Origin of the sequence: Actinoplanes sp. NPDC049118 (genome assembly GCF_040648555.1) — a bacterium.
Taxonomy (GTDB): Bacteria; Actinomycetota; Actinomycetes; order Mycobacteriales; family Micromonosporaceae; genus Actinoplanes.
This window is the reverse complement of record NZ_JBEZDY010000031.1, coordinates 49104-73199: the sequence shown is the minus strand read 5'-3', so window position 1 is coordinate 73199 and position 24096 is coordinate 49104. Positions and strand designations below refer to the sequence as shown.

General features: G+C 72.1%; 24 protein-coding genes. 18 read left to right on the top strand and 6 right to left on the bottom strand.

From position 1 onward, the window contains the following. Positions 1 to 42 precede the first annotated feature (42 nt). From AB0B58_RS35550 to AB0B58_RS35535, 4 genes are all read left to right on the top strand, one after another. Positions 43 to 957 (top strand): cation diffusion facilitator family transporter, encoded by a 915-nt coding sequence (locus tag AB0B58_RS35550; RefSeq protein WP_360233241.1) that lies wholly within the window; start codon positions 43 to 45, stop codon positions 955 to 957. Positions 958 to 1035: 78 nt separating this feature from the next. Then, the gene (locus AB0B58_RS35545) at positions 1036 to 1347 is read left to right on the top strand and encodes a hypothetical protein (protein WP_360233238.1); all 312 of its coding nucleotides are present in this window, start codon (positions 1036 to 1038) and stop codon (positions 1345 to 1347) included. A 115-nt stretch (positions 1348 to 1462) separates the two neighbouring features. Then, on the top strand, positions 1463 to 2401 hold the full coding sequence (locus AB0B58_RS35540; protein WP_360233235.1) for a PfkB family carbohydrate kinase: 939 nt from the start codon (positions 1463 to 1465) through the stop codon (positions 2399 to 2401). Further along, positions 2398 to 3237, top strand: a complete 840-nt coding sequence (locus AB0B58_RS35535) for a 5'/3'-nucleotidase SurE (RefSeq protein WP_360233232.1) — start codon at positions 2398 to 2400, stop codon at positions 3235 to 3237. The genes AB0B58_RS35540 and AB0B58_RS35535 overlap by 4 nt, the downstream gene beginning before the upstream one ends. On the opposite strand, the gene AB0B58_RS35530 is transcribed toward AB0B58_RS35535, so the two are convergent. Next, entirely contained in the window at positions 3234 to 4103 is an 870-nt protein-coding gene (locus tag AB0B58_RS35530) for a serine/threonine-protein kinase (protein ID WP_360233229.1), read from the bottom strand. The genes AB0B58_RS35535 and AB0B58_RS35530 overlap by 4 nt on opposite strands. A 76-nt stretch (positions 4104 to 4179) precedes the next feature. Beyond that, complete coding sequence (locus AB0B58_RS35525; protein WP_360233226.1) at positions 4180 to 4548, bottom strand: STAS domain-containing protein; 369 nt, start codon at positions 4546 to 4548, stop codon at positions 4180 to 4182. 364 nt (positions 4549 to 4912) lie between these two features. Between AB0B58_RS35525 and AB0B58_RS35520 the strand changes: the two genes are divergently transcribed. The 5 genes from AB0B58_RS35520 to AB0B58_RS35500 all read left to right on the top strand — a co-directional run bounded on the left by AB0B58_RS35520 (position 4913) and on the right by AB0B58_RS35500 (position 9314). Beyond that, positions 4913 to 5365 carry a hypothetical protein gene (locus tag AB0B58_RS35520; RefSeq protein WP_360233223.1) on the top strand — a complete coding sequence of 151 codons (453 nt, stop codon included), beginning with the start codon at positions 4913 to 4915 and terminating at the stop codon, positions 5363 to 5365. Positions 5366 to 5430: 65 nt separating this feature from the next. Further along, complete coding sequence (locus tag AB0B58_RS35515) at positions 5431 to 5772, top strand: YdeI/OmpD-associated family protein (RefSeq protein WP_360233220.1); 342 nt, start codon at positions 5431 to 5433, stop codon at positions 5770 to 5772. 86 nt (positions 5773 to 5858) lie between these two features. Continuing rightward, on the top strand, positions 5859 to 7346 hold the full coding sequence (locus AB0B58_RS35510) for a protein kinase domain-containing protein (protein ID WP_360233217.1): 1488 nt from the start codon (positions 5859 to 5861) through the stop codon (positions 7344 to 7346). A gap of 38 nt (positions 7347 to 7384) precedes the next feature. After that, positions 7385 to 7810 (top strand): GyrI-like domain-containing protein, encoded by a 426-nt coding sequence (locus tag AB0B58_RS35505; RefSeq protein WP_360233214.1) that lies wholly within the window; start codon positions 7385 to 7387, stop codon positions 7808 to 7810. Positions 7811 to 7991: 181 nt separating this feature from the next. Next, positions 7992 to 9314 carry a hypothetical protein gene (locus AB0B58_RS35500; protein WP_360233211.1) on the top strand — a complete coding sequence of 441 codons (1323 nt, stop codon included), beginning with the start codon at positions 7992 to 7994 and terminating at the stop codon, positions 9312 to 9314. 158 nt (positions 9315 to 9472) lie between these two features. Here the strand turns inward: AB0B58_RS35500 and AB0B58_RS35495 are convergent, their stop codons facing one another. Further along, positions 9473 to 11281: a 5'-nucleotidase C-terminal domain-containing protein gene (locus AB0B58_RS35495; RefSeq protein ID WP_360233208.1), complete on the bottom strand. Its 1809-nt coding sequence runs from the start codon at positions 11279 to 11281 to the stop codon at positions 9473 to 9475. 204 nt (positions 11282 to 11485) lie between these two features. Here AB0B58_RS35495 and AB0B58_RS35490 point away from each other — a divergent pair, with 204 nt between their 5' ends. The 7 genes from AB0B58_RS35490 to AB0B58_RS35460 all read left to right on the top strand — a co-directional run bounded on the left by AB0B58_RS35490 (position 11486) and on the right by AB0B58_RS35460 (position 18353). Continuing rightward, positions 11486 to 12322, top strand: a complete 837-nt coding sequence (locus AB0B58_RS35490; protein ID WP_360233205.1) for a hypothetical protein — start codon at positions 11486 to 11488, stop codon at positions 12320 to 12322. Further along, complete coding sequence (locus AB0B58_RS35485) at positions 12319 to 12918, top strand: DUF4129 domain-containing protein (protein ID WP_360233202.1); 600 nt, start codon at positions 12319 to 12321, stop codon at positions 12916 to 12918. The genes AB0B58_RS35490 and AB0B58_RS35485 overlap by 4 nt, the downstream gene beginning before the upstream one ends. Continuing rightward, on the top strand, positions 12915 to 14237 hold the full coding sequence (locus AB0B58_RS35480) for a DUF4350 domain-containing protein (protein ID WP_360233200.1): 1323 nt from the start codon (positions 12915 to 12917) through the stop codon (positions 14235 to 14237). The genes AB0B58_RS35485 and AB0B58_RS35480 overlap by 4 nt, the downstream gene beginning before the upstream one ends. A gap of 1 nt (position 14238) precedes the next feature. Then, the gene (locus AB0B58_RS35475; RefSeq protein ID WP_360233197.1) at positions 14239 to 15213 is read left to right on the top strand and encodes a MoxR family ATPase; all 975 of its coding nucleotides are present in this window, start codon (positions 14239 to 14241) and stop codon (positions 15211 to 15213) included. 6 nt (positions 15214 to 15219) lie between these two features. After that, positions 15220 to 16539 (top strand): DUF58 domain-containing protein, encoded by a 1320-nt coding sequence (locus AB0B58_RS35470; RefSeq protein ID WP_360233194.1) that lies wholly within the window; start codon positions 15220 to 15222, stop codon positions 16537 to 16539. Between the two features lie 47 nt (positions 16540 to 16586). Beyond that, positions 16587 to 17780 (top strand): alpha/beta fold hydrolase, encoded by a 1194-nt coding sequence (locus AB0B58_RS35465; RefSeq protein WP_360233191.1) that lies wholly within the window; start codon positions 16587 to 16589, stop codon positions 17778 to 17780. 120 nt (positions 17781 to 17900) lie between these two features. Further along, positions 17901 to 18353, top strand: a complete 453-nt coding sequence (locus AB0B58_RS35460; RefSeq protein WP_360233188.1) for a pyridoxamine 5'-phosphate oxidase family protein — start codon at positions 17901 to 17903, stop codon at positions 18351 to 18353. A 3-nt stretch (positions 18354 to 18356) separates the two neighbouring features. Here AB0B58_RS35460 and AB0B58_RS35455 read toward each other — a convergent pair whose 3' ends face one another. Then, on the bottom strand, positions 18357 to 19151 hold the full coding sequence (locus AB0B58_RS35455; protein ID WP_360233185.1) for an HAD-IIA family hydrolase: 795 nt from the start codon (positions 19149 to 19151) through the stop codon (positions 18357 to 18359). 120 nt (positions 19152 to 19271) lie between these two features. Between AB0B58_RS35455 and AB0B58_RS35450 the strand changes: the two genes are divergently transcribed. Then, positions 19272 to 20429, top strand: a complete 1158-nt coding sequence (locus tag AB0B58_RS35450; protein WP_360233182.1) for a PQQ-binding-like beta-propeller repeat protein — start codon at positions 19272 to 19274, stop codon at positions 20427 to 20429. Positions 20430 to 20465: 36 nt separating this feature from the next. Here the strand turns inward: AB0B58_RS35450 and AB0B58_RS35445 are convergent, their stop codons facing one another. Then, complete coding sequence (locus AB0B58_RS35445) at positions 20466 to 21788, bottom strand: hypothetical protein (protein ID WP_360233179.1); 1323 nt, start codon at positions 21786 to 21788, stop codon at positions 20466 to 20468. Between the two features lie 478 nt (positions 21789 to 22266). Next, on the bottom strand, positions 22267 to 23085 hold the full coding sequence (locus tag AB0B58_RS35440) for a hypothetical protein (protein ID WP_360233176.1): 819 nt from the start codon (positions 23083 to 23085) through the stop codon (positions 22267 to 22269). A gap of 478 nt (positions 23086 to 23563) precedes the next feature. Here AB0B58_RS35440 and AB0B58_RS35435 point away from each other — a divergent pair, with 478 nt between their 5' ends. Continuing rightward, positions 23564 to 24016, top strand: coding sequence for a DUF1036 domain-containing protein (locus tag AB0B58_RS35435; RefSeq protein ID WP_360233173.1), 453 nt, complete (start codon positions 23564 to 23566; stop codon positions 24014 to 24016). The last annotated feature ends 80 nt before the right edge of the window (positions 24017 to 24096 follow it).

Below are 24096 nucleotides of genomic sequence, written 5' to 3'. Positions count from 1 at the left end.
TTGGCCGGGGTTCCGCGGAGCATCGGAAAGGTAGGACCCATCATGGGAGCCGGGCACGACCACGGAGGCCAGGCGCTGCGCGCCGGCGCGCGACACCGGTCCCGCCTCTGGTGGGCGGCCGGGCTACTGGCCGCGTTCATGCTGGTCGAGGCCGCCGTCGCCCTGCTGACCGGCTCGCTGGCGCTGCTCTCGGACGCCGGGCACATGTTCACCGACGTGCTGGGCATCGCGATGGCGCTGGCCGCCATCACCGCCGCCGGCCGGGCCGCCGTCGACTCGCAGCGCACCTTCGGGCTCTACCGGCTCGAGGTGCTCGCCGCCCTCGGCAACGCGCTGCTGCTGACCGGCGTCGCGATCTACGTGCTGATCGAGGCGCTCCGCCGCTTCTCCGATCCACCGCACGTGCCCGCCGGGCCGATGCTGGTGGTCGCGGTCAGCGGCCTGGTCGTCAACATCGTCGCGTTCCTGCTGCTGCGCTCGGGCGCCAAGGAGAGCCTGAACGTGCGCGGCGCCTACCTCGAGGTGGTCGGCGACCTGCTCGGCTCGGTCGGCGTGATCATCGCGGCCGGGATCATCGCGGTCACCGGCTGGTCGTACGCCGACCCGATCGTCGCCGTGATCGTGGCACTGATGATCCTGCCGCGCACGTTCGCCCTCGGGCGCTCGGCGGTGCGCATCCTCGTGCAGGCCGCGCCCGCGCACCTCGACGTCGCGGTGGTCCGGGACCGGCTCGCGGCCGTTCCCGGGGTGTGCGACGTGCACGACCTGCACGTCTGGACGCTCACCTCGGGCATGGACGTGGCCTCGGCGCACCTGAGCCTCGAGCCCGCCGCCGAGCTCGGCACGGTGCTGGCGACGGCCCGGGAGACGCTGCACGCCGAGTTCGAGATCGAGCACGCGACCCTGCAGGTCGAGCCGGTCACCGCCGGCGGAGCCTGCACACCGGCCGGCTGGTAGCAACCGCGGCGAAGCCACACGAGGGCGGTCGTGAGCTGCCTAGACTCCTCGATGACGCCAAAAGTGCGGGGGGACACCATGGCTCGGACCGTCATCCATCAGCCCAAGGTCGCCTGGGACGGCGCACGTGCGTTCGTCGGCGCCGCGGGCGGCCCGGAATACAGCGCACTCGCCACCGAGATGCTCGGCAAGCTCGGCACCGACTGGTACGGCGAACTCGCCAACACCCGCCAGCGGCTGCTCACCGCCTCGGTGGAGAGAGACGGCAACGAACACGCCATCGCCGACGTCGAGGCCGCCAGGTGGCGCGTACGCCTGGAGGACCTGATGCGCCGGCGCCCCGACCTGATCAGAGCGGTGCAGGAGCTGACCGAGGCCGTCGCCCGGTGACGGGGGCCCGGTAATCGCCGATCCCGACCGGCCGGGTGATCCGGCCGGCGCCGAGCCCGGCCGGCTAAATCGCGGATCCTGCCCGGCGGGGCGGACCGTCCGTAAGACTGGGCCCATGAGCCACAGAGGCGTCATGGTGTTCGTGCCCGCGCCCCAGCTGACCGTGACGCTCGAGCGGCAGAACGACCGGGCCGAGCTGCACGTGCACCCCGGCGGCCAGGGCGTCTGGCAGGCCCGGATGATCACCCTGCTCGGCGCGCAGGTCACCCTCTGCGCGGCCGTCGGCGGCGAGGTCGGCCGCGTGCTGGAGCCGCTGCTGAAGTTCAACGGCGTGACGCTGAAGACCATCAAGCGCGACTGGGGCACCGGCTGGTACGTGCACGACCGGCGCAGCGGCGAGCGTGAGGAGCTCGCCGAGGACCCCGGCCAACCGCTGTCGCGGCACGAGATGGACGAGCTGTACAGCCTCGCGCTGGCGGAGGGGCTGCGGGCGGGCATCGCCGTGCTCAGCGGGCCGGCGCATCCCTCGGTGGTGCCCGCCGAGGTCTACCGGCGGCTCGCCACCGACCTCGGCGCCAACGGCTGCAAGGTCATCGTCGACCTGTCGGGCGCGCACCTCACCGCCGCGCTCGAGGCCGGCCCGTACGTCGTCAAGGTCAGCCACGAGGAGCTCGTCCGCGACGGCATGGTCACGGACGACTCCGCCGGCTCGCTGACCAGGGCGCTGCACAGGCTGCACGAAGACGGTGCCGCGATGGCCCTGGTGTCCCGCGCCCACGAGGGCGCGCTCGCCCTGATCGAGGACCGGATGTACGAGGTGGACATGCCCAGGATGGTCGCCGCCGAGTCGCGCGGCGCGGGTGACTCGATGACAGCCGGCGTCGCGGCGGTGCTCGCCCAGGGCGGCACGCTGTGTGACGCTGTGCGTACCGGCGCCGCCGCCGGCGCCCTCAACGTCACCCGCCACGGGCTCGGCACCGGGCGCTTCGACGCGGTCCAGGTACTGACCGAGCGGGTGAAACTGACGCCCGTCGACACGAAGGTGCCGGTATGACGCCACGGATCTTGATCACCAACGACGACGGCATCGACTCGCCCGGGCTCCGGCACCTGGTCCGGGCCGCCGCGCGCCAGGGCCTCGACATCGTCGTCGCCGCCCCGCTCACCGAGGCGAGCGGCAGCAGCGCCGCCATCACGGCCGTCGAGCAGAACGGCAAGATCGTCGTTCAGCAGCGCGAACTCACCGGCGCGAAGAACGTTCCCGCGTACGGGGTGGCCGCGTCGCCCGCGTTCATCGTGCTGCTGGCCCTGCGCGGTGCGTTCGGGCCGCCGCCGACGATCGTGTTCTCCGGGGTCAACCGGGGCGCGAACGCGGGCGCGGCCGTCGTGCACTCGGGCACGGTCGGCGCGACGCTGACCGCCTCGCACGCGGGCCTGCACGGGCTCGCGGTCTCCCTGGACGTGCTCTCCGCCGACGGCACGGCGGAGAGCGGCGGCCAGGCCGCCAGCGACCTGGACAGGGCGGCCGACGAGAAGCGGCACTGGGAGAGCGCGGCCGGCCTGGCGATCAAGCTGCTGCCGACGCTGACCCACACCCCGGCCGGCACCGTGCTCAACCTGAACGTGCCCGACCTGCACGTCGACGGAATCCGCGGGCTGCGCCGGGCCGGGCTGGCCCGGTTCGGCCAGGTGCAGATGAGCATCGCGGAGGCGGGCGAGGGCTTCGTGCGCACCGCGGTGCAGGCCGCCGACGAGCCGATCGAGGCGGGTACGGACCTGGCCGCGCTGGCCGCGGGCTACGCGGTGGTGACACCGATCCGGTCGCCGGGCGAGGCCACGGACGTGACGTTCAACCTCGAGTCGATCGTGGTGCAGACGCCCGCGATCTAGTTGACGCTGGGCTCGGGCAGGCGCACGCCGTCCAGGATGCCCCAGAGCGCGAGGGCGACGGCCGCGCTGCGCGGGCGGTCCTCCGGCCGCTTCGCCATGCAGGCGCGGACCAGGTCGCGCAGCTCCGGCGGCAGGCCGGGGATGGTCAGGACCGGCGTCGGCGCCAGGTGTGCGACCCGGCCGGCGGCCACGATCGTGGCCGCGATCGCCGACGGGTACGGCGACCGGCCGGTCAGCATCTCGTAGAGCAGCACGCCCAGCGTGTACACGTCGTCCGAGGGCCGGGCGAAGGCCGTCTTCGGGTGCGAGGGCAGCCTGTGGTTGTCGCCGCGCACCACGATCGGCTGCGCGCCGGAGTCGCCGGTGCGCAGCGCGGCCGTGGCCAGTCCAAAGTCGATGATCTTGATGGCGGCCGCGCTGACCATCACGTTGCGGGCGGTCAGGTCGCGGTGCACCACGCCGCGGCGGTGCGCGACGGCCAGCACGTCGGCGGCCGTGGCGGCGATGCGGACGGCCTCGGGCCAGTCCAGCCGGCCGCCGGCCAGCCGCTCGGTCAGCGGCACCCCGGCCAGCAACTCGAACACCACGTACGGGACGACCGTGCCGTCCGGTAGCGGCGCCTCGCCGTACTCGAAGACGCGGGGCACGCTCGGGTGCCGCAGCCGGTCGGTGATGAGGGCCTCGCGCCGGACGTCCTCGCGGGCCCGGGGGTCGTCCGCCAGGCTCGGAGCCAGCACCTTGATCGCGAGCTTGCGGCCGCGCCGGGCGTCGACGGCCGAGTACACGGTCGAGACGCCACCCTGGCCGATGGCGCCGATCAGCACATATCGCCCGAGGATGGCGGTGCCCATCGGAAGTCGCGCCACGAATGGGCACTATTCCCTACCGCCGAGGGCACCGACAAGCCGTCTCAGAGATGGTTAAGACAATGATCAGTCGCGGTCAGGGCCGGGACACGAGGGGCCGATGGGACGGATCCGGACAATCGGTGCACGGCTCCGGCGCGCCGAAGAGCCCGAGCAGCCCGGTGACCCACAGCTGACGGTGCGCGAAACGGCTGGGGCGCGTGACCACCAGCTTGACGCCGCTGACGCTGGCCAGCTGGAACGCGGCCACCAGGGCACTGATGCCCACGGAGTCGATGAAGGCCACGGCGTGCATGTCGAGCTCGATGCGCTCGGGATGTCCGGCGGCGAGCCGCTCCGCCACGGCTTCCTTGATCTGGTACGCGTTCTCGACGTCGATCTCGCCGAACGGTGAGATCTCCACCACCCCACCGGGCAGCGTCGACGTCGTTATCGACAGCGTCACGCCAATACCTCCACCCGCCTGGGATACCCCAGGCGTCTTCTCCTCGAAACGAGAAACGGCCCGAACCGAGGCCGTTCTCATCCGGGGGGCAGCGGAGACCACCCCCGTCGGGTCCGGTGAAACTGCCTTGAACCGTGGTGCCCGAACCTGGCAGGTGGCTGAGTGCCACATATGAAACCGCAGCAAGCGTACCCAGCGATGTCCACCGTTTAATCCGTCGAGGCCGCGTCCACATCCGACCGGCTCCGGACATTCACCGGCATGTCGCTTTCTCGGCGCGGGGGGTTTGCTCCCGGCCGGGACGGGGCACCAATGCAGTCGGACACCCAACGCCGGTTCGGCGATCGCAGGAGGTAACGAGAAGATGTTCTCTCGCAGGAACACCGCCGAGCGCACCGCGGCACAGGCCTGGGACTACCTGGCGTCGGCGATGGCGACCGCGGGTGAGGGCGCCATGGACGCCGGCAGGCACACCGCCGACCTGGCCGGTACCGGCGCCTCCGCGGCGAGCTCGAAGGCGTCGAAGCTGGCCGGCCGGGCCGGCCGGAAGGGCAGCAGGCTGGCCGACAAGGCCGGCACCAGGCTGAGCGCGGTGAGCGACGAGGCGTGGGCACGGGCCAACCTGGCCGCGAACGCGCTGGCCGGCCGCAGGCCGGGCCTGCCGTGGGGCCTGATCGTCGGCGCCGGCCTGATCGGCGTCGCCCTGGGCTGGACCGCCGCGTCGACGGCACGGGCCGCCCTCGAGCGCCAGGCCGAGAACGAGGAGCTGGAGCGGGCGGAGCCGACCATGATCACCACTCCGGCGTACGACAACTGACGGTCCGTACGGCCGCGGCTTCCTGTCGCATCGCCAAGATCGTCGAGCTGACCGCGGCGGGCCGGATGCACCCGGCCGGCCTGCTGGCGTTCGAGACCCGCAAACCCGAACGGGTGGCGGCGCACTCATATGAGCAGCCCGCCGACGCGGTTCTCGACGAGCGGCAGACGGCGAGCTTCAAGAGCGAGGAGGGGGCATGGGAATGGTTCTCGGCGCAACCGGCCTCGTATCGCCGCGCGGCCGCACACTGGGTGGTCAGCGCCAAGCGGGAGGACACCCGGCAGCGGCGCCTCGCCCGGCTCATCACCGACTCGGCGGCAGGCCGGACGGTACCCCCCGCTGACCCGCCGGTAACCGATCATCGCGTCCGTTCCGCAACCCACCGACCTCGCCGGGAAGCATCGTGAATCTGTACAGTTGTGCCCGGCCGACAGCCCGGCCGGAGCCGGTAATGATCCGTCCGTGGCGACACCCGAGTAGATAGGTCCAGCTGGTGCTCAGTTCGGGAAGTCTCCTGGACAACCGCTACCGGTTGGACGAGCGCATCGCCACCGGTGGCATGGGTGACGTGTGGCGCGGCACCGACGTGGTGCTCGGCCGCACGATCGCCGTCAAGGTGCTGCGCACCGCCATGCTCGCCGACCCGGAGTTCGCCGCCCGCTTCTACGGCGAGGCGCGGATGATGGCCGCCTTCCGTCACCCCGGCGTCGTCGAGGTCTACGACTACAGCGCCGGCGACGCGAGCGACGAGGACAACTGCGCCTACCTCGTGATGGCTTTCGTCGACGGCGAACCGCTCTCCGCCCGGCTCAAGGACCAGGGCCGCCTCAGCGTGGCCGAGACCATGTCGATCGTGGCGCAGGCGGGCGACGCCCTGCACGCCGCACACGAGAACGGCACGGTGCACCGCGACGTCAAGCCCGGCAACCTGATCGTCAAGCCCAACGGCACCGTGATCCTGGTCGACTTCGGTGTGGCCCGCTCGGCCGCCGTCACCAGCGTGACCGGCCTCAACGCGATCGTCGGCACCGCCCTCTACATGGCGCCCGAGCAGGTCGCCAAGGGCAACGTCACCCCGGCGACGGACGTCTACGCGCTGGGCGCGGTCGCATACCACTGCATCGCCGGACACCCGCCGTTCGACGGCGACAACGCCCTGCAGGTCGCGCTGCGCCACCTGGAGGACGACCCGGAGCCGCTGCCGGCCAACGTGGTACCGCCCGCCGTGCGCGAGCTGATCAGCCGCGCGATGTCGAAGCACCCGGACGACCGGTTCGCCAACGCCGCCGAGTTCGCCGAGGCCGCGCTCGCCGCCGCGGGATCGCTCGATTGGCGCGGCCAGACCAGCGCCTCGATGACCGGCACGGCCCTGCGCCGCCCGTCGATGCTCAACCCCGCGACGGCCGCCACGACGCTGGGCGGCGCGTCGATGACCGGAACGGCCCTGACCCGGCCGATGAGCCCGGCCGCCGGTGGCCGCGTCCTGCCGGGGCAGCGCAACCTGCTCGAGGCCGCGCCGGCGCCGGCGACGGTCCCCCGCAGGCAGGGCCGTTCGAGGAACGAGCTCGCCGTGCTGTTCACGGTGATCGGGCTGTTCGTCCTCGCCGGCGGGCTGGCCCTGGCGATCTTCCTGCAGCGCAACGACGCCGACGCCGGTCAGAATTCCGACAAGGGTGTCGTGCCGGCCGCGCCGAGCGTCGACCCGGACGAGTCCGAGGAGCCCGCCGAGCCGACCGTGACCTCGACCCGGGGCCAGAACCAGCCGAACGGCGCCACCCCACGGCCGAACCGCACGACGCCACCGAGCAAGCCCGCGTCCGCCACGGCCTCCCCGACCGCCTCGGCGACGCCGACGGCGACGGCGACGACCCCGCCGGCGACCGAGCCGACCTCGACCACGCCGCCCACCACGATTCCGACGACCGAGCCGACCGGCCCGGCCGAGGGCGGCGACGGCGGGGGCAAGAACACCGGTAACTGAGCGCTCGACCCTCACACCGTGTCAGGCCCGAAGGTGAGGTGGACCTCGGCTTCACCCTGCAGCAGGTCCAGGCGCTGATCGACGAGAAGGTCGACCCCGGTGAGCTCCGCGCCCGCCTCGAGCTACGACGGGCCGGACATCAGCCAGGCGCTCAGCCCGCTGTATCCGCAGCTCATCGAGCGGTTGGAGAGCACGCCGCGTTCCCGATCACCGGCGACGTGCCGGCCGACCCGGGCTTCCAGGTGGTCGACCTGCCGGCGATCGAGCGGGCCGCCACCCTGCTGCACCACGGCCCGATGTCGGAGGCGTTCCGCACCGGCCAGCTGATCGCGAAATGGATCGACGACAGCGACTACCGGACGGTCGGCACCGGCTACGCCCGCGAGATCTACCTGGACTGCCCGATGCACGACCTGAGCAAGTGGATCACCGAGATGCAGGTGGCGGTGGCGCCGGCCACCTGACGGCGCCGGGCAGCACCGCCGGACGTACCGCGGGCGGGGGCCGCGGCCGGGCACGACCCGGCCGTTCGGCCACCGGCGCGCTCGTGCGGCAGTAGTACTCAACTCCAACGGCTGCACGCCGATGGGGTGGGCCACTGGCACGGCAATGCTCCCGAGCCGCTACCGGGAAAGGCCCCCCGCAATGACCTCGCAGGATCCGTACGGCCCACAGGAGTATCCGCAGTTCGCCACGGGCTACGCACAGTACCCGCCGGCGCAGGATCACTATGCGCCGGCGGTCTCCGCACCGCCCGCGGCCCACCCGGCCGACGGGTACCGGGCGGTGGCGTACCCGCAGGAGGGCGCGGCCGACTTCCCCGAGCCGGTGCCGTACCCGCAGCTGACCGTCGCCGGCGTCCAGGGCGGCGCCGCCGCCTACGCCCAGGGAGCGGCGCCGGTCGCCGAAGCTCCGCGGCACGGCGGCACCGCGGATGACGACGCCCGGCCGGAGACGAGCGGACTCCGGCTGCACGGTGTCCACCGCCAGGCCGGGGACCAACCGCACCCGGACGCCTACCCGCCGGCCGGCCAGACGCGGACCGCCACCTATCCCTCGCCGAGCGGGCCCACCCGGCTCGGCCCGTTCCCCCCGGCAAGCGGTCACCCGCAGCCCGCGGCGCACCCGGAAGGCGGTCCGGTCGGATACGCACCGGCACGCCCGTTCCCCCCGGCAAGCGGTCACCCCCAGCCCGGCGCGAACCCGGAAGGCGGTCCGGTCGGATACGCACCGGCACGCCCGTATGCCCCGGCGGGCGGTCACCCGCAGCCCGCGGCGCACCCGGCCGGCGCTCCGGTGGGGTTCGCCCCGGCGGGCGCCACGACCCGGACCGACGCGTATCCCGGAGCCGGGGCAGCGCCGTCAGGTGGCGCGTATCCGCCGGTGGCGGCGTATCCGACCGCGCCGCCGTGGGCGGCCACCGCGCAGACCAGCACAGCCCCCGCACCGGCGGCGCCCGCGCAGCCGGTGACGGAGCACGGCACCCTGCTGGTTCCGTACCCGGACGAGATGCTGAACGCCTCGCGCGCCCATCCGCCGGCGGTCTGGCCCGTGACGGTGTTCACGCTGCTCTTCGGCGTACTTGGGGTGATCTCCGCGGGTCGTCGCGCCGCCGACGCCCGGCGCGGGCGCAACAGCACCGCACCCTACTGGATCACGTTCCTGGTCAGCCTCGCCGCCGCCTCGTTCATCTGGTTCGTGGTCGGCTCGGTGGTCGTCAAGCCGCTGTACAACGACATCCGTGAGGGTCAGCGGCTCGCGGCCGTGCAGGACGCCGTCATCCACGACGGCCAGCTCCAGAAGGCGAACATCACCGCGACCGAGGCCGAGTGCCGGGCCATCGCCGAACGCGGCCCCGACGGCATGCGCGAGTACCTGTGCCGGTTGACCCTCAGCGACGGGCGCAACGCGACGCTCACGCTGACCGCGGACTCCGACGGCCGCTGGGAGTCACAGGGCACCGACTGACCCGACGACCGCGGCAGCGGTCAGCCAGACCCGGACGGCGCGCAGGTGCGAGTCGCCGAGAAAGTCCCCGATGGTGCATGGACCTACTGGGGTGGGCGGGTGGCCGTCGTGGTGCGCCGGGGGGCGCATCACGACGGCACCTGCCGTTTGCGGTCCGTCTAGAAGACCGGGACGCCGGCCCGGACCAGCCGCCAGTTCGGCACGGAGAAGTCCGCCGGGTTGATCTCACCCTTGGCCTGCGCCCAGTCGATCAGCAGCTGCCGGATCTCCTGCTGCGCGTTGTAGACCTGCGTCTTCACGATGCCCGGGAAGTTGCCGCCGCCGCTGCGCCGGTAGTTGTTCACCGCGACCACGAACTGTGCATCCGCCGCCACCGCGACGCCCGCGATCTCCAGGCGGGTGATCCGGTCGCCGACCGGGCGGCTGATGTCGATGTCGTAGTCGATGCCCGAGAACACGTCGTAGTTGTAGTCCGGCACCTTCGGGTCGTTGAGCGTCGCCGGGTCCGGCGTCGCACCGACCGGCAGCGTCACGAAGTACTTCGCCGAGAACTCCAGGTACGCACGCACCTCGGCGCCGGTCATCACGACGGCCTCGAGGGTGTTGTCGTAGATGTAGAGCCCCGCGACGTCCTTGATCTTGACGTCGCCCTTCGGGAACACCGCGGTGCGGCTGAACGGTGCCGCGATCGACAGCACCGGCAGCGCCGCGTGCGCGGTGCCGGCCAGGGCCGCGGTCACCGTGTCGGTCTGCACCTTGTTGATGTAGTCCAGGATCGGCGTGTCCTTGTACCGCGACTCCGCCGCGGACAGCTCCTCGGTGGACGTGGCGACGACCTGGTTCACGTAGGCGACCGTCTTGGCGTGCTGCGAGCGCACCGCCGCGAGCACCTTCGGGTCTTCCGCCACCGTGTTCGTGTTCAGCAGGTCCGACTTCTTCTCGGTGACGGTCCACCGGCCGCGGTCCCGGGTCAGGGTGAAGTCCATCCGGGAGAGCCGCTGGCCCCACTTCGACGGCTCGGAGAGCAGCACCTGCGCGCCGGTCGCGGCGTTGGTCACGAAGCGCTGCGGAACGTTGGCGTGTGCGTGTCCGAACAGGATCGCGTCGATGCCCGGCACCTGCTCGGCGATCAGGGCGCTCGGGTTCTCGTTGGGCAGTTCCGGGCCGTAGCTCGACGTTCCGCTGTCGCCACCGTGCGCGGAGATCAGCACGAGGTCGGCGCCGCGGGCCCGCATGACCGGCACCCACTTCGCGGCGGTGGCGACCATGTCGTTGAAGCGCAGCTTGCCCTCGACGTTGGCCTTGTCCCAGATCGCCACGCCCGGGTTGGTGAGGCCCAGGATCCCGACCCGCAGCGTCGGTGCGCCGCGCCCGAGCGAGACCTTCTTGATCACGTACGGGGTGAAGGCCGGTCGCCCCGTGCGAGCGTCGACGGCGTTGGCCGCCAGCGCCGGGAAGCCCAGCTGACGGATCCAGAGGTTGAGCAGCGGCAGCCCGTAATTGAACTCGTGGTTGCCCAGCGTGATGGCGTCGTAGTGCAGCACGTTCATCGCCCGGGCCATCGGGTGCCGCTCGCCGGTCGTGGTGATGGGCTCCTGCTTGGCGTAGTACGTGGCCAGCGGCGTGCCCTGAATCGTGTCGCCGGCGTCGAGCACGAGCGTGGCCTTGCCCCGCCGCTCGTCGCGGATCTGGTTGACCAGCCCGGCGAGCTTGGCCACGCCGACGTCGTTGTGCGCGCTGTCGTCGTACTCGAGATCCTTGTAGTAGTCCCAGTTGTAGACGTTGCCGTGCGTGTCGGAGGTGCCGAGCACGGTGAGGTCGTACGTCTTCGGAGCGGGCCCGTGTCCGTGGCCGTGCGCGGGCGCGGGCGCGGCCTCGGCGGAATCGCCGAGAACGAGGGGTACGGCGACACCGGCAGCGGCGGCGGCAAGCACGCCACGCCGCGAAACGCCTGCGGGAAGGGTCATCGGGAACCTTTCGAAGGGAGGGCGCAGGGCGCCTCGTGGGCGCCCAAGAGGCACCATAACCGCCGATGCATCGGCAGGCGAGGCCGACCGGCCAACTGCGGTGACCTGGAGGTTGCCTCCCGCACCGTGCGAGGTCCGGGGCCGTGCGGCGGCCGGCGGGCACACGAATACCACCGGATGCGGGGATCTCGTAGGATCGCCGCCATGCCTGCGCAGCCGGACCTGCCGCTGCGTCCCATGACTCTCGGCGAGCTGCTGGACGCGGCGATCTCGCTCCTGCGTGCCCGGGCCGTCCCGCTACTCGGCGCCGCCGCCGTGCTCGCCCTGCTCGAGCAGGTCCTGCTCGTCACCCTGCGTACCGCCGCGTTCGCCACCCCGCCCTACTACGGGCCCGCCCGCGGCCACTTCGCCGCGTGGTGGGGTGCCACCGCCGCCGGGTTCGCCACCGAGGCCTTCATCCTCACGCTGCTCGGCGCGCTCGCCGCGGCCGCCGCCGGGCCCGCGCTGATCGGCCGGGCGGTGCGGCATCGCGAGCTCTGGGTGCGTACCCGGCCCGTCGCGACCGTCTGCGCGGCGGTGCTGCTCGGCGCCGCCGGCGGGGTCGGGTTCTTCCTTGGTGCCGTGCCGTGGCTGATCCTCTTCGGGTTGTTCGGCTTCGCCGCCGCGGTGCTCGTCATCGACCGGTCCGCCAACCCGTTCACCGCGCTCGGGCGTTCCGCCGGGCTCGCCACCCGGGGCGGCATTCGAGGCCTCTGGACGTTGCTGGCCGCCTACGTCACCTGGTTCGCCATCCGGTTCGCGCTGGGCAGCGGGTGGGTGTCGATCTTCTCCCTGCTCAGCGGCGGCGACCCGGGCTGGCTCACCTGGATCACCCCGGCCGCCTGGACGATCGCCAACACGGTGGCCTACTCCGCGCTCGCCTGCGTCGCCGCCGTGGTGTCGCTCGAGACGCGGATCCGCACCGAGGGGCTCGACATCGCCATCGGGCGGGCCCGGGCGCGGGGCGAGGACGACTCCGCTCCCCTGGTGTACACGAGATGACCCGGGCCTGGGACGAGTTCGCGGCCGCGGTCTTCGACGTCGTCGCGCCGCAGACCCTGCTGCTGCTCACGCTGCTGCTGGCCGGGCTGACCGGCGCGCTCTGGTACTGGTTCCCCGCGTGGGTGCCGCGCCGGTGGCCGCGCTGGCGGATGCCCCGGTTGCGGCTGCCACGGTTGCGGCTGCCTCGGTTGCGGCTGCCGCGGCTTCGGCGTACCGGGAAACCCAAGGCCGCCGGGAAGGCGACCGGGCCGGAGCCGACCTTCGCGCCGACCGTCGTGCTCGCCGACGGCACCCTGCTGGCCGACCGGCTCGCCGCCGAGGGGCGCTACGCCGAGGCCATCCGGCAGCGGCTGCGTGACATCGTCGGCGACCTGACCGCCGCGGGCGTGGTCGCGCCGCTGCCCGGCACGACCGCCGCGGAGGTCGCGGCCTCCGCCGCCGCGCACCGCCCCGCGGTGGCCGGTTCGCTGGGCGGCGCGACCGACCTGTTCTCGGAGATCTGGTACGGCGACCGCACCGCCCTGCCCGCACACGACGAACGCATGCGCTCCCTCACCGGGGACGTGCGCGACCGGATGCGCGAGGGTACGCCGTGAAGTCCCGCCGCTGGATGCGGTTCGCGCTGCCGTTCGCCGTCGTCGCCGGCCTGGCGACGTTCACCGGGATCGCGCATGTCGTGCAGCAGTCGGAACCCACCGACGCGTCGTTCCTCTCCCCCACCAGCGGCGACGGTGACGGCGCGCGCCGGCTGGCCGACCGCCTGGCCGGCGAGGGCGTCCAGGTGGACGTGCGGACCGGAAGCCTCGGGGCGCTGGCCGCCGCCGCCTCGGGCGCGCCCGCGACCGTCCTCGTGACCACGCCGGGGCTGGTCAATCCGGTCTACCTGGGCCGGCTGGCGTCGCTGCCGCCGCAGATCCGGGTGGTCCTCGTGGCGCCCGATGCGGAACAGGTGCGGCTCGCGGGCCTCGACATCGCGGTCGGCGGGCCCCGCTGGACGGCGGCGGCGCCGCAGCCGGGCTGCGCGACCGGCTTCGTCAACACGGCCGGACCGGCCGCGGCGCTGCGCCGCAGCTACGACCCGCACGGCTACGATGCGGTGCGGTGCTACCAGGACGGGCTCGTCGAGTTCCGCACGGCCCGCGCCTCGATGACGTTGATCGGCGCCGCCGACCCGTTCCGCAACGACCGCGCCGACGAGCACGGCAACCAGGCCCTCGCCGCCGGCCTGCTGGCTCGCGAGTCCCGGGTGATCTGGCTCGACCTGCACGAGCGGGAGCCCGATCCGGTCGCCGACCCCTTCCCGCAGGAGGACCCGGACCCCGTCACCACACCGGACGGCGAGCCCGGCGACGACACCGGCGACGGCGAGTCCGGCAACGGCCGGCCCGGCGACGACCGGCAGGACGATCCGGCCGGCGACCCGCAGGACGGCGGGCAGGACGGCGAGGCACAGGGCGGCGGCAACGCCGTCACCGACAGCCCGCTGGCCCGGGCCTTCCCGCCGGCGGTCTGGGCCACTCTGGCCCTGCTCGCGCTGGCCGCGCTCGCGCTGGCCGCCGCCTCGGCCCGGCGGGTCGGCGCGCCGGTCGCCGAACCCCTGCCGGTGCGGGTCCGGGCCGCCGAGACGGTACGCGGCCTGGGCGGGCTGTACCGGCGGGCCGGCGCGCGCGGCAACTCGCTCGCGACGCTGCAGACGGCCGCCTGCCTCCGGCTCGCCGAGCACTTCGGGATGCCGCCGGACACCGGCGTCGACGAGGTGGCCGAGCGCGTAGCCGCCGTCACCGGCCACCCGGTCACCGAGGTACGGCACACGCTCGGCGGCGGCGTCGAGGACAGTGACGAGGAACTGGCCCGCGCCGCGACGACCGTACAGAACCTGGTCCGCTACGTGACCGGGCTGACGAGGGGAATGTGATGTGACGTCTTCCGTACCCGTGGAGGCCGGCGCGGCCCGCGATGCGCTGCAGCGCCTGCGGAACGAGGTCGCCAAGGCGGTCATCGGCCAGGACGCCGTGGTCGGCGGGGTGGTCATCGCGCTGCTCTGCGGCGGCCACGTGCTGCTCGAGGGCGTGCCCGGCGTGGCGAAGACGCTGCTGGTCCGCGCCCTGGCCGCCGCGCTGGACCTCGACACCAAGCGCGTGCAGTTCACCCCGGACCTGATGCCGGGCGACGTCACCGGTTCGCTGGTCTACGACGCGCGCAGCGCCGCGTTCAACTTCCGGCCCGGACCGGTCTTCACGAACCTGCTGCTCGCCGACGAGATCAACCGGACCCCGCCGAAGACCCAGGCGGCGCTGCTCGAGGCCATGGAGGAGCGCACGGTCAGCACCGACGGCGAGACCCGCCGGCTGCCCGAGCCGTTCATCGTGGTCGCCACCCAGAACCCGATCGAGTACGAGGGCACGTACCCGCTGCCGGAGGCGCAGCTCGACCGGTTCCTGCTCAAGCTCGCCGTGCCGCTGCCGCAGCGCGACGAGGAGCTGGGTGTGCTGCGGGCGCACCACAACGGCTTCGACCCGCGGGACCTCAAGGCCGCGGGTGTCGGACCGGTCGCCACCGCCGCCGACCTGGCCGCCGGCCGGGCCGCCGCCCGCGGCGTCGCGGTCGCCGAGCCGGTGCTGGAGTACGTGGTCGACCTGTGCCGGGCCACCCGGGTGTCCCCGGCGCTGGAGCTGGGCGCGTCGCCGCGCGGCACCACGGCCCTGCTCGCCGTCGCGAAGGCCCGGGCCTGGCTCAGCGGGCGCGACTACGTGCTGCCCGACGACGTCAAGGCGTTCGCCATCCCGACGCTGCGGCACCGGGTCCGGCTGCGGGCCGAGGCCGAACTGGACGGCATCTCGACCGACTCGGTGCTGCGGACCGTGCTGGGCGCCGTGCCCGCGCCCCGCTGAGCGACCGTGGTCACCAGGCGTTTCGCGCTGCTGCTGGCGCTCGGCGTACCGCTGCCGGCGCTGCTCGCCTCACCATGGCTGATGACGTTCGCCGTGCTCGGGATCGCCGTCGCCGCGGCCGTGCTGGACGTGCTGGCCGCCGCCCCGCTGACCGGGGTCACGCTGCGCCGCGAGCGCGACGCGACGGTGTGGCTGGGCGAGACCGCCACATCGGCTCTGACGGTCACCAACGCGGGGAACCGGCCGATGTGGCTGCTGCTGCGCGACCGCTGGGTGCCCTCGGCGGGCGCCGACAACACCGAACACCTGCTCAGGCTGCGGCCCGGCGAGGAGCGGGAGGTGGTCACCACGCTGACGCCGACCCGGCACGGCGACCGGCCGGCCGTACGGGTGACGCTGCGCTCGTGCGGGCCGCTGGGGCTCGCGTACCGGCAGCGGCGGCAGCGGTGGAACGAGGCACTCACCCCGGAGTCGACGCTGCGGGTGCTGCCCCGCTTCCCGTCCCGGCGGCTGCTACCGGAGAAGCTGGCCCGGCTGCGCATCTTCGACGGCGCCGTGGTGACCCGCGGGCGGGGCCAGGGCACCGAGTTCGACGTGCTGCGCGAGTACGTGATCGGCGACGATGTCCGCTCGATCGACTGGCGGGCCAGCGCCCGTACCCATGACGTGGTGGTCCGGACCTGGCGCCCGGAGCGCGACCGCCGGGTGATCTGCGTGCTGGACACCGGGCGGACGTCGGCGGCGCGGATCGGCGACGAGCCCCGGCTGGACGCCGCGATCGACGCGGCCCTGCTGCTGGCGGTGCTCGCTTCCAAGGCCGACGACCGGGTCGACCTGCTGGCGGTGGACACCGCCGTACGGGCCAAGGTGGAGGGCGGCGGGCACCGCACCAAGCTGCCGCGGCTGATCAGCTCGATGGCGGCGCTGGAGCCGGCGCTGGTGGAGACGGACTTCGGCCTGGCCGTGGCGGACCTGCTGCGCCGCGACCACAAGCGCTCGCTGGTGGTGATCTTCTCGGCGCTGGACGCCGCGCCGATCGTCGAGGGCCTGCTGCCGATGCTGACCCGGCTGACCACCCGGCACCGGGTGGTCCTCGCCAGCGTCCGTGACCCGGAGACCGCGCAGCTGGCACAGCTGCCGGAGAGCGACGCGACCGCCGAGGCCGTGCACGTGGCCGCGGCCGCCGAACTGGCGCTGGCCGAGCGCGGCCGGGTGCGCGCCCTGCTCGAGCAGCAGGGCGTGATCGTGGTGGACGAGCTCCGCGACGGCTTCGCCTCGAAGGTCGCCGACGTGTACCTGATGCTCAAGGCGGCGAGCCGGCTCTAGCCATTTATCGCCCTTTTTGGTGCGTACTGTCGCATAAAGTGTGCCGGGTGAGGCAGCTGTTCGACGACCCGCTGTGGCAGATGTTCGCCGAGCGTGCGCTGATGACGATGACCCGGGGCGGCGCCGAGTACGGCGAGGTCGCCGCGATCGCGGAGCAGATCGGGCCGGGCGATGTGGACGGCTGGCACCAGGCCTGGAGCGGATACGCGGACCGGGTGCGCGGCTGGGCCGGGGACAGCCTGGACCACGGTCATCGCGTCAGCGCCCGCGAGGCGTACCTACGGGCCGCGACGTACCTGCGGGTGTCGTACTCGCCGCTGTTCGGCGAGCCGGCCGACCCGCGGCTGGTGGCGGCGTTCGAGCGCGAGTCGGACTGCTTCGGCCGGTTCGCCGCGCTCGCGCCGCACCCGCTGCGGCCGGTGCGGGTGCCGTTCGAGGACACCGGCCTGCCCGGCTACCTCTGCCTGGCCGACGACCGGGTGCGGCCGCTGCTGATCGGCGTCGACGGATACGACAGCAACGTGCACGAGATGTACTGGTCGTTCGCCGTGCCGGCGCTGCGTCGGGGCTACCACTGCCTGCTGGTGGACGGGCCCGGCCAGGGCGGCGCGCTGGTGCTGCAGCGGTTGCGGATGCGGCCCGACTGGGAGAACGTGCTCCGGGCGGTCGTCGACGCCGCGCTGGCCCTGCCCGAGGTCGACGGCGACCGGATCGCCGTCATGGGCTGGAGCTTCGGCGGCTTCCTCGCTCCGCGCGGCGCGAGCGGCGAGCCGAGGATCGCGGCGCTGGTCGCCGACCCCGGCCAATGGGACCAGGCCGACGCGGTCCGGGCCATGCTGCCGCCACCGGTGCGTGACCGGTTCCCCGACGTCGACCCGGCGGAGCTGGAGCCGTTTCTGTCCGTGGTGGCGGACGATCCGCTCGCCCGGTGGAAGCTGGTCCAGCGTGGGATGTGGGTGCACGGTTCGGCGACCCTCGCCGACCTGGTGGTCGACCTGGGCCGCAGCTACACGTTGTCGGACGCCGTCGCGTCGATCGCCTGCCCGACGCTGGTCGTCGCCGCCGACGGCGACCCGGTGGCGGGCGGCGCCGAGGCCCTGCACACGGCGCTGACCTGCCCGAAGAGGATGGTGCGTTTCACCGCCGCGGAAGGCACGGCCGGGCACTGCGAGGCCTGGAACCGGTCCCGCTTCGACCAGGTCGTCTTCGACTGGCTCGACGAGACCCTGCGCCCGCGCTGATACTCAGCCCAGGGCGAGGTGCGCGTCGGCGAGGAAACGGTCACGGTCGTCGCCGGCCCCCGGCGCGGGACCGGGCAGGACACGGACGCGTTCCTCGATCCCCTTGTGATGAGATGTGGCATGACCGATGAACCGCGGACGAGAGCGCAGCGCAAGTCGGACGTGCTGGAGAAGCTCAGCGCGAAGGTCGCCGATACCTGGGTGGCCACCTCCGACGGCGACGGGCCCTATCTGGTGCCGCTCACGATGGCCTGGTTCGGCGACCGGATCGTGCTCGCCACGGCGAAGGACACACCGACCGCCCGCAACATCGTCGCGCGGGGCAGGGCCCGCCTGGCCCTGGGCGACACCCGCGACGTGGTGATGATCGACGCCACGCTGGAGCGCACCGTCCCGGTCGCCGACGCCGGCGACGTGGGGGACGCGTACGTGGCGCAGAGCGACTGGGATCCGCGTACGGCGGGTGACACCTACGTCTTCCTCATTCTTGTTCCGGCCCGCATTCAGGCATGGCGCGAGGTCAACGAGATTCCGGAGCGCACCCTGATGCGCGACGGAGTGTGGCTGGTCTGAGCTTCACGAAAGACATCGGGCAAGCAGTTCCGGTAGCTCGGCCACCGAGTCGATGACATGCGCGGCATGGGCCAGGGCGCCGTTCTCAAGCTGGTCGGCGTACTTGCCGGTGCGGACCTGGACGGAGATCGCAGCCCCGGCGTTCGCCATCACGATGTCGGTGGTGCGGTCGTCGCCCACCACCCAGAGCCGGCCGGCGGCGGTACCGCCCGCCGACTCCGCCGCAAGCCGCAGGAAGTCCTGGCTGGGCTTGCCCAGCACCCGCGCCGGCCGGTCGGCGGCGTACTCGACGGCGGCGACGATCGCGCCCGTGTCCAGGTGGTCCCCGTCCGCCGCGCGGTAGTAGCGGCCACGCTGTAGGGCCAGCAGCTCGGCGCCGGCGCGGACGGCCCGGAAGGCGGCGTCGAGGTACCGGTAGGACAGTGTCCGCCGGCAGTCGCCGATGACCACGTGGCTGGCCGGTTCCGCCTCATCGACGCTCAGCAGCCGCCCATGCCGGGCGAGCTCGTTGCGCACGGGTTCGTCGGCCAGGACGAGGACACGGCATTCCGGTGCCGACGCCAGCACGCGCTGCGCCGCGGTCACCGGGGTGAAGAGTTCCCCGGTCGCGATCGGAATGCCCAGCTGCCGGATCCGGTGCACGAGCACCGCCTCGGGCTGGGAGTCGGTGTTGGTGAACAGCCGCACCACGTGACCGGCGCGCCGGAGTTCCTCAATCGCACGCGCCGCGCCGGGTACCGGATCTCCATGCTCGTGGAGCGTGCCGTCCAGGTCGAGCAAGACCGTCTGCGATTCCACAGCCCTTACTTCCGGTCGCCTTCTCTCATGGGACCCGGAGCACCATATCGTCAGGGAGATTCGGCCGGCATTTGAGGGATTATCCGGTCAGGCGTCCGTTATGCCGCATAGTTTATTTATATGCATGCGTTCGCCCGTATCCCCGTCGTGCTGTCCCTGATCCTGGCCACCGCCGGCGCGGCGCTGACGCCGGCCACCGCCGCCCCGGCGCCGCTCGACTGGGATCACATCGGCTACGACGCCGAGGACACCTATTTCAACCCGCACGAGAACGTGATCACGGCGGCGACGGTCGGCCGGCTCACCAAGAAATGGTCGGTGAACCTGCGCAAGGCGGACAACTGCTCCGGATTCGGCGCTCAGGTGATCTCCGGCGGGCGGATCTTCGTGGGTGATCAGGCCGGGATCTCGGCGTACTCGGTGGCGACCGGGGCCAAGCAGTGGAGCTTCGACTGGGACGACTTCGGCGAGGGCGGCTCGCCGCGCATGGCGGTGGCCGGTGGCCTGCTCCTCGCCGGCTACAACGACTGCTACTCGGTGAGCGACCCGAACACCCACGTCGTCGCACTCGACGCGGCGACCGGAGCGAAACGCTGGGCCGGGGGTGCCCCGCCGATCGGTGGCCTGGTGGTGGACAAGGGCGTGATCCTGGCCTCCAACACCGACATCTACGGGGAGACGCTGACCGTGGCCTACCGGATACGCGACGGCAAGGAACTCTGGAGAGTGCAGAACCGTCGCGTGGCCGCGGTCTCCGCCGGCGGCATCGTCGCGGCCTACACCACCGACGACGAGGGGGTACGGGCCGGCGAGACAGTGGCGTTCGACATCACCAGCGGTGCCGTGCGGTGGACGAGGAAGGGGTACCTACTCGCCGACGCCGCGGATCCGGCCGGCAACTCGTTCTACGGCGCCGACGCGGAGGACAAGCTGACGGCCGTCAACGCCGCCGACGGGACCGTTCGCTGGACGGCGCCACCGCCCGAGGACGACTACGAGTCGATCGCGACGGACCAGACGCGGGTATACCGCTCGTCCCGCGAGACGGTCACGGCACTGGACGCCCGTACGGGAAAGCGGATGTGGAGCCGGAAACTGGCGGACTCCGGCGGTCAGCCGCTGGTCGCCGGTGGACTCGTCTACGCGGGCGACGTCGCGCTGGACGCCGGGCGGGGCACGGTCGTCGGCGACGTCCCGGCGTTCGAGGGCGACGTCGTCGTGACCGGCGGCGTGCTCTATCAGGCGAACGAAGGGGTGCTCAGCGCGTTCGCGCCCTGACCAGCGCCTCCACTGGTCAGGGCCGCGGTGTGTCCGTCAGCGCAGGCGCAGGTAGACCTGGTGCCAGTAGGCGTCTCGCGGCGCCAGCCCCGGCGCGTTGGACGTGAAGACCACCGCCCGGCCGTCGCGGCTGATCGACGGCGGCGCGGTGACGGCGGCATTGACCTGTGCCCCGGCGTCGGACACGGTCACGCGCTCGGTCGTACCGGTCGACAGGTCGGTGACGAACACGTCGCCGCCGCCGTTGGTGTCGGCCTCGACCAGGTTCGACGCCGTCGACGTGTAGGTCACGTGCCCGCCCTCGGCGCTGATCGACGGGCTGCTCGAATCGCCGTTGGCCTCGACGGTGCCGCTGGGCGCCGAGACCCGCACCGACCGGCTCAGCAGCCGGTCGTAGACGAACACGTCGCTCCTGCGGTTGGTGTCCCCGGCGACCAGGTTGGTGCCGCTGGAGGCGAAGCTGACGTACCGGTTGTCGGCGCTGATCGTGGGGCTGTAGGACGACCCGTTGCCCTGGGTGCCGTCGGCGGCCACCGAGACCCGGGAACGGACGTTCGCCTGCCGGTCGAAGAGGACGATGTCCGACTTCCGGTTGGTGTCACCGGTCACCTGCCGCGGCGAGTCCGACGCGTAGACGACGAACTGGCCGTCCGGGCTGATCGCCGGCTGCACGTTGTTGTACTGCTCGTCGGGGTTCACGGCCGGGACGGAGACCCGGGTGGTGGTCCCGGAGTCCCGGTCGTGGACGTAGACGTCGGCGGTGAGCGGGGTGCTGCCGCCCGGCACCAGGTTCGACGCCCGGGACACGAATGCGACGTAGCGGCCGTCGGCGCTGATCGACGGGCTCTGCGAGAAGTTGTCGGCCTGCGTGCCGGCGCCGTCCACGGAGACCCTCGTCGTCACGCCGGCGCGCAGGTCGCGCACGAAGATGTCGGCCTGGCCGTTGGTGTCGCCGGCGACCAGGTCGGTGGCGTCGGACTGGAAGGCGACGTAGCGGCCGTCGGCGCTCAGCGACGGCGACCGCGAGTCGCGGTCGCCGGCCTTACCGTCGGCCGTCACCGAGGCCAGGCTGGTCGTGGCGGCGTCCAGGTCCCGGACGAACACGTCGTTGCGCATCCGGTCGGTCTTGCCGGCGGCGAGGTTGGTGGCGGATGAGACGAACGCCACGGACCGGCCGTCGGCGCTGAGGTACTGCATCACCGAGCCACCGTCGCCGGGGCTGCCGTCCGGCGCGACGGACACCCGCAGCGTGGTGCCCCCAGCCGCGGCGGCCACGGTCCCTTCGCCGAGCAGCGCACCGGTCGAGGCCGCCAGCAACGCCGCCGCGACGAGCATGCGTTCTCGCGCGAACCGTCTCATGTGTTCACCTTCCCCCGGGCCGCCCGGCGGGCGACGTTCCGGCAGAGGATAACGATCATCATCAACACCGTTCGAGTCGCCCCGGCCACTGCGCGTATCGAGCCAGGCATCCGGGCGGGCGCTCGTGCGGGGCCCGGTGAACATGTCAGGAGAGAAACCGCCGATAGTACGGCTCCAAGAATGGAAGGTTGAATTGTTCCCCCTCCACGTGCACCGTTGCCGACTGGGCCTCGGAGCTCATCCTCGGCCGGCAGATGCGAGCCATCGAGTTCGGCGCGAAACTGCGCGTCGTCCAGCTCGCGCCAACAGCCGTCGCCGCACCATCGTAAAAGCCAGCCGGATAGGGGCAGCCGCAGAGTCGTAATGTGTCCGGCACCGGAACCGACTACCACGCCGCCTCCACTCACAGCCCCGCCGGGATATCAAAAGGCTGTTGTTGAGCGTAGTCCGAATATGGCCCGCCGATCGGCACCTCGGGTCAGTCGCAGGGGACCCGTTCGGCGGCCACCCCGGGCGGCACCTCGAATCTCGATAGGAACCGCACGTCGGGCGGCAGCTCGTAGTCGCCGATGTCGCCGGAGCCGAACGCCCTCCCCCGGCCCCTCATCGCTCGCAGGGATTGCGGCGACATCGTGGCGTACTCGAAGATGCGCCCGAAGGTGACGCCCGGAGGGTGGTCGCCGAGATCGTCGAGGTAGGACCAGCCGCTGTCGGCGGCGTGCAGATCCACCTGCTCGAGCAGGTAGCGGCCGCGCCTGCCGCGTTCGCCCTCGGTGTCGCAGGTCGCCGGGTCGACGCGGACGAACAGGACGAGCTCCAGATCTTCCGGGTGCCTGCCGACCACCTGGCCGGTCAGCACGAACGGGCCCTCGATGGGTCCGGTGCCGTCGTCGACCTGGACGGGGCAGAACACCATCCCACCGGCGAGCGCCGGACGAGGCGCGATCGTTCCGGGCGTGCCGGCGGCGATGCCGCACTGATACGGGGAATTCCGGTTCCCGGATCCGGACGGACCGGCGACGTTGCAGGAGAAGGCGCCCAGGCTGACCGTGATGACGATGGCGGCGGGTTTGGAGATCCGCTGCCGGTGCCTTCCCCGCTGTCTCCGGGGTGCCTCCGCGGCGGTGTCGGACGCCTCCGGCCGCTGTGCCTTCGTGAGCGTGTGCGCCTGCATTGCGATCATGAAGAGCAGGCCGATGACGCTGGCGAAACGGTCCGCGTCCTCCAGGCCTCGGCTGAGAAAGAACGCGATCAGCAGAAGAACGGCGAGACCGGCCCAGACATGAAACCGGGACACTTTTTCGCGTCGTCCGTGGCGGGCCGGGGAAGCGGGCCCGGCAGACCGATGGCGATCCAATTCATCTTGATCATTTGCACTGCTCACGACTGATGATAATCCGCAGCATCCAGGACTCCCGCGTTCACCTATCGCGAGGGCCACTCGCATGTGGCGGAAATGCTCCCGCAACTGTCGGCCGAATAGCACCGACAATTCCGCGCCCGGAAGAATCCGCCGCAAGGCCGATGTAACTGCTGGTCACGGCAGTGATGAGGTCGCGTGGACGGCGATTGGAGTGTCGGATGGCGCGGGCGGTGTCGGTGTCACCGCTGGTGCGGCGGTAGCCGATCGCGACATTACCCAGAGCGACGAATTCAATTGCGATCCCGAACGCTTCGGCGTGTGCGGAAAGCGGGCTCCGGGCCTCATAAAGTGCGAGTACGCTGAGCGCGTATCCAGGTCTATCAGGAATTGCTATTGTTTGAAGGGGGCAACAATGAAGACACGACCCTGGATCGGAGCCGCTGTCGTTGGGCTGATTCTCGCGCTGGTTCCCGTTGTTCGTGCTGATGCCAGCCCAGCCTCGATGATGCTCACGAATACCCAGGTGCACATCACAAACCGTTACCCACACCAAACCCAGGCCATAGTGGCGTACCGCGACAGCGCGTGCACGGGCTGGATGGTGCGCGGCTGGTTCGTGATCGACTCGGGCGACACGAGGCACGTGGCGAACACCGACAGGGACTACATCCTCTTCTTTGCCGAGTCGAACGGCGACGACACCGTCTGGGACGGTTCGGTCATCACAGTGAACGTCCCGAACAAGAGGTTCGGTACCTGCGACACCTATCTGCAGCAGGCACTACCCGGCACGAGGCCGCTGGGGCTGCGAATGCGTAACTTCAGCCCCGGGCTCGAGACATTCACCATCAGCCTCGTGCCCTGAGAGACAATTGCCGATTTGCTTCCCGCGTGACGGTTCAGGCGGGAAGGCGGGGCAGCCACCGTCGTTCATGGGACGCAGCG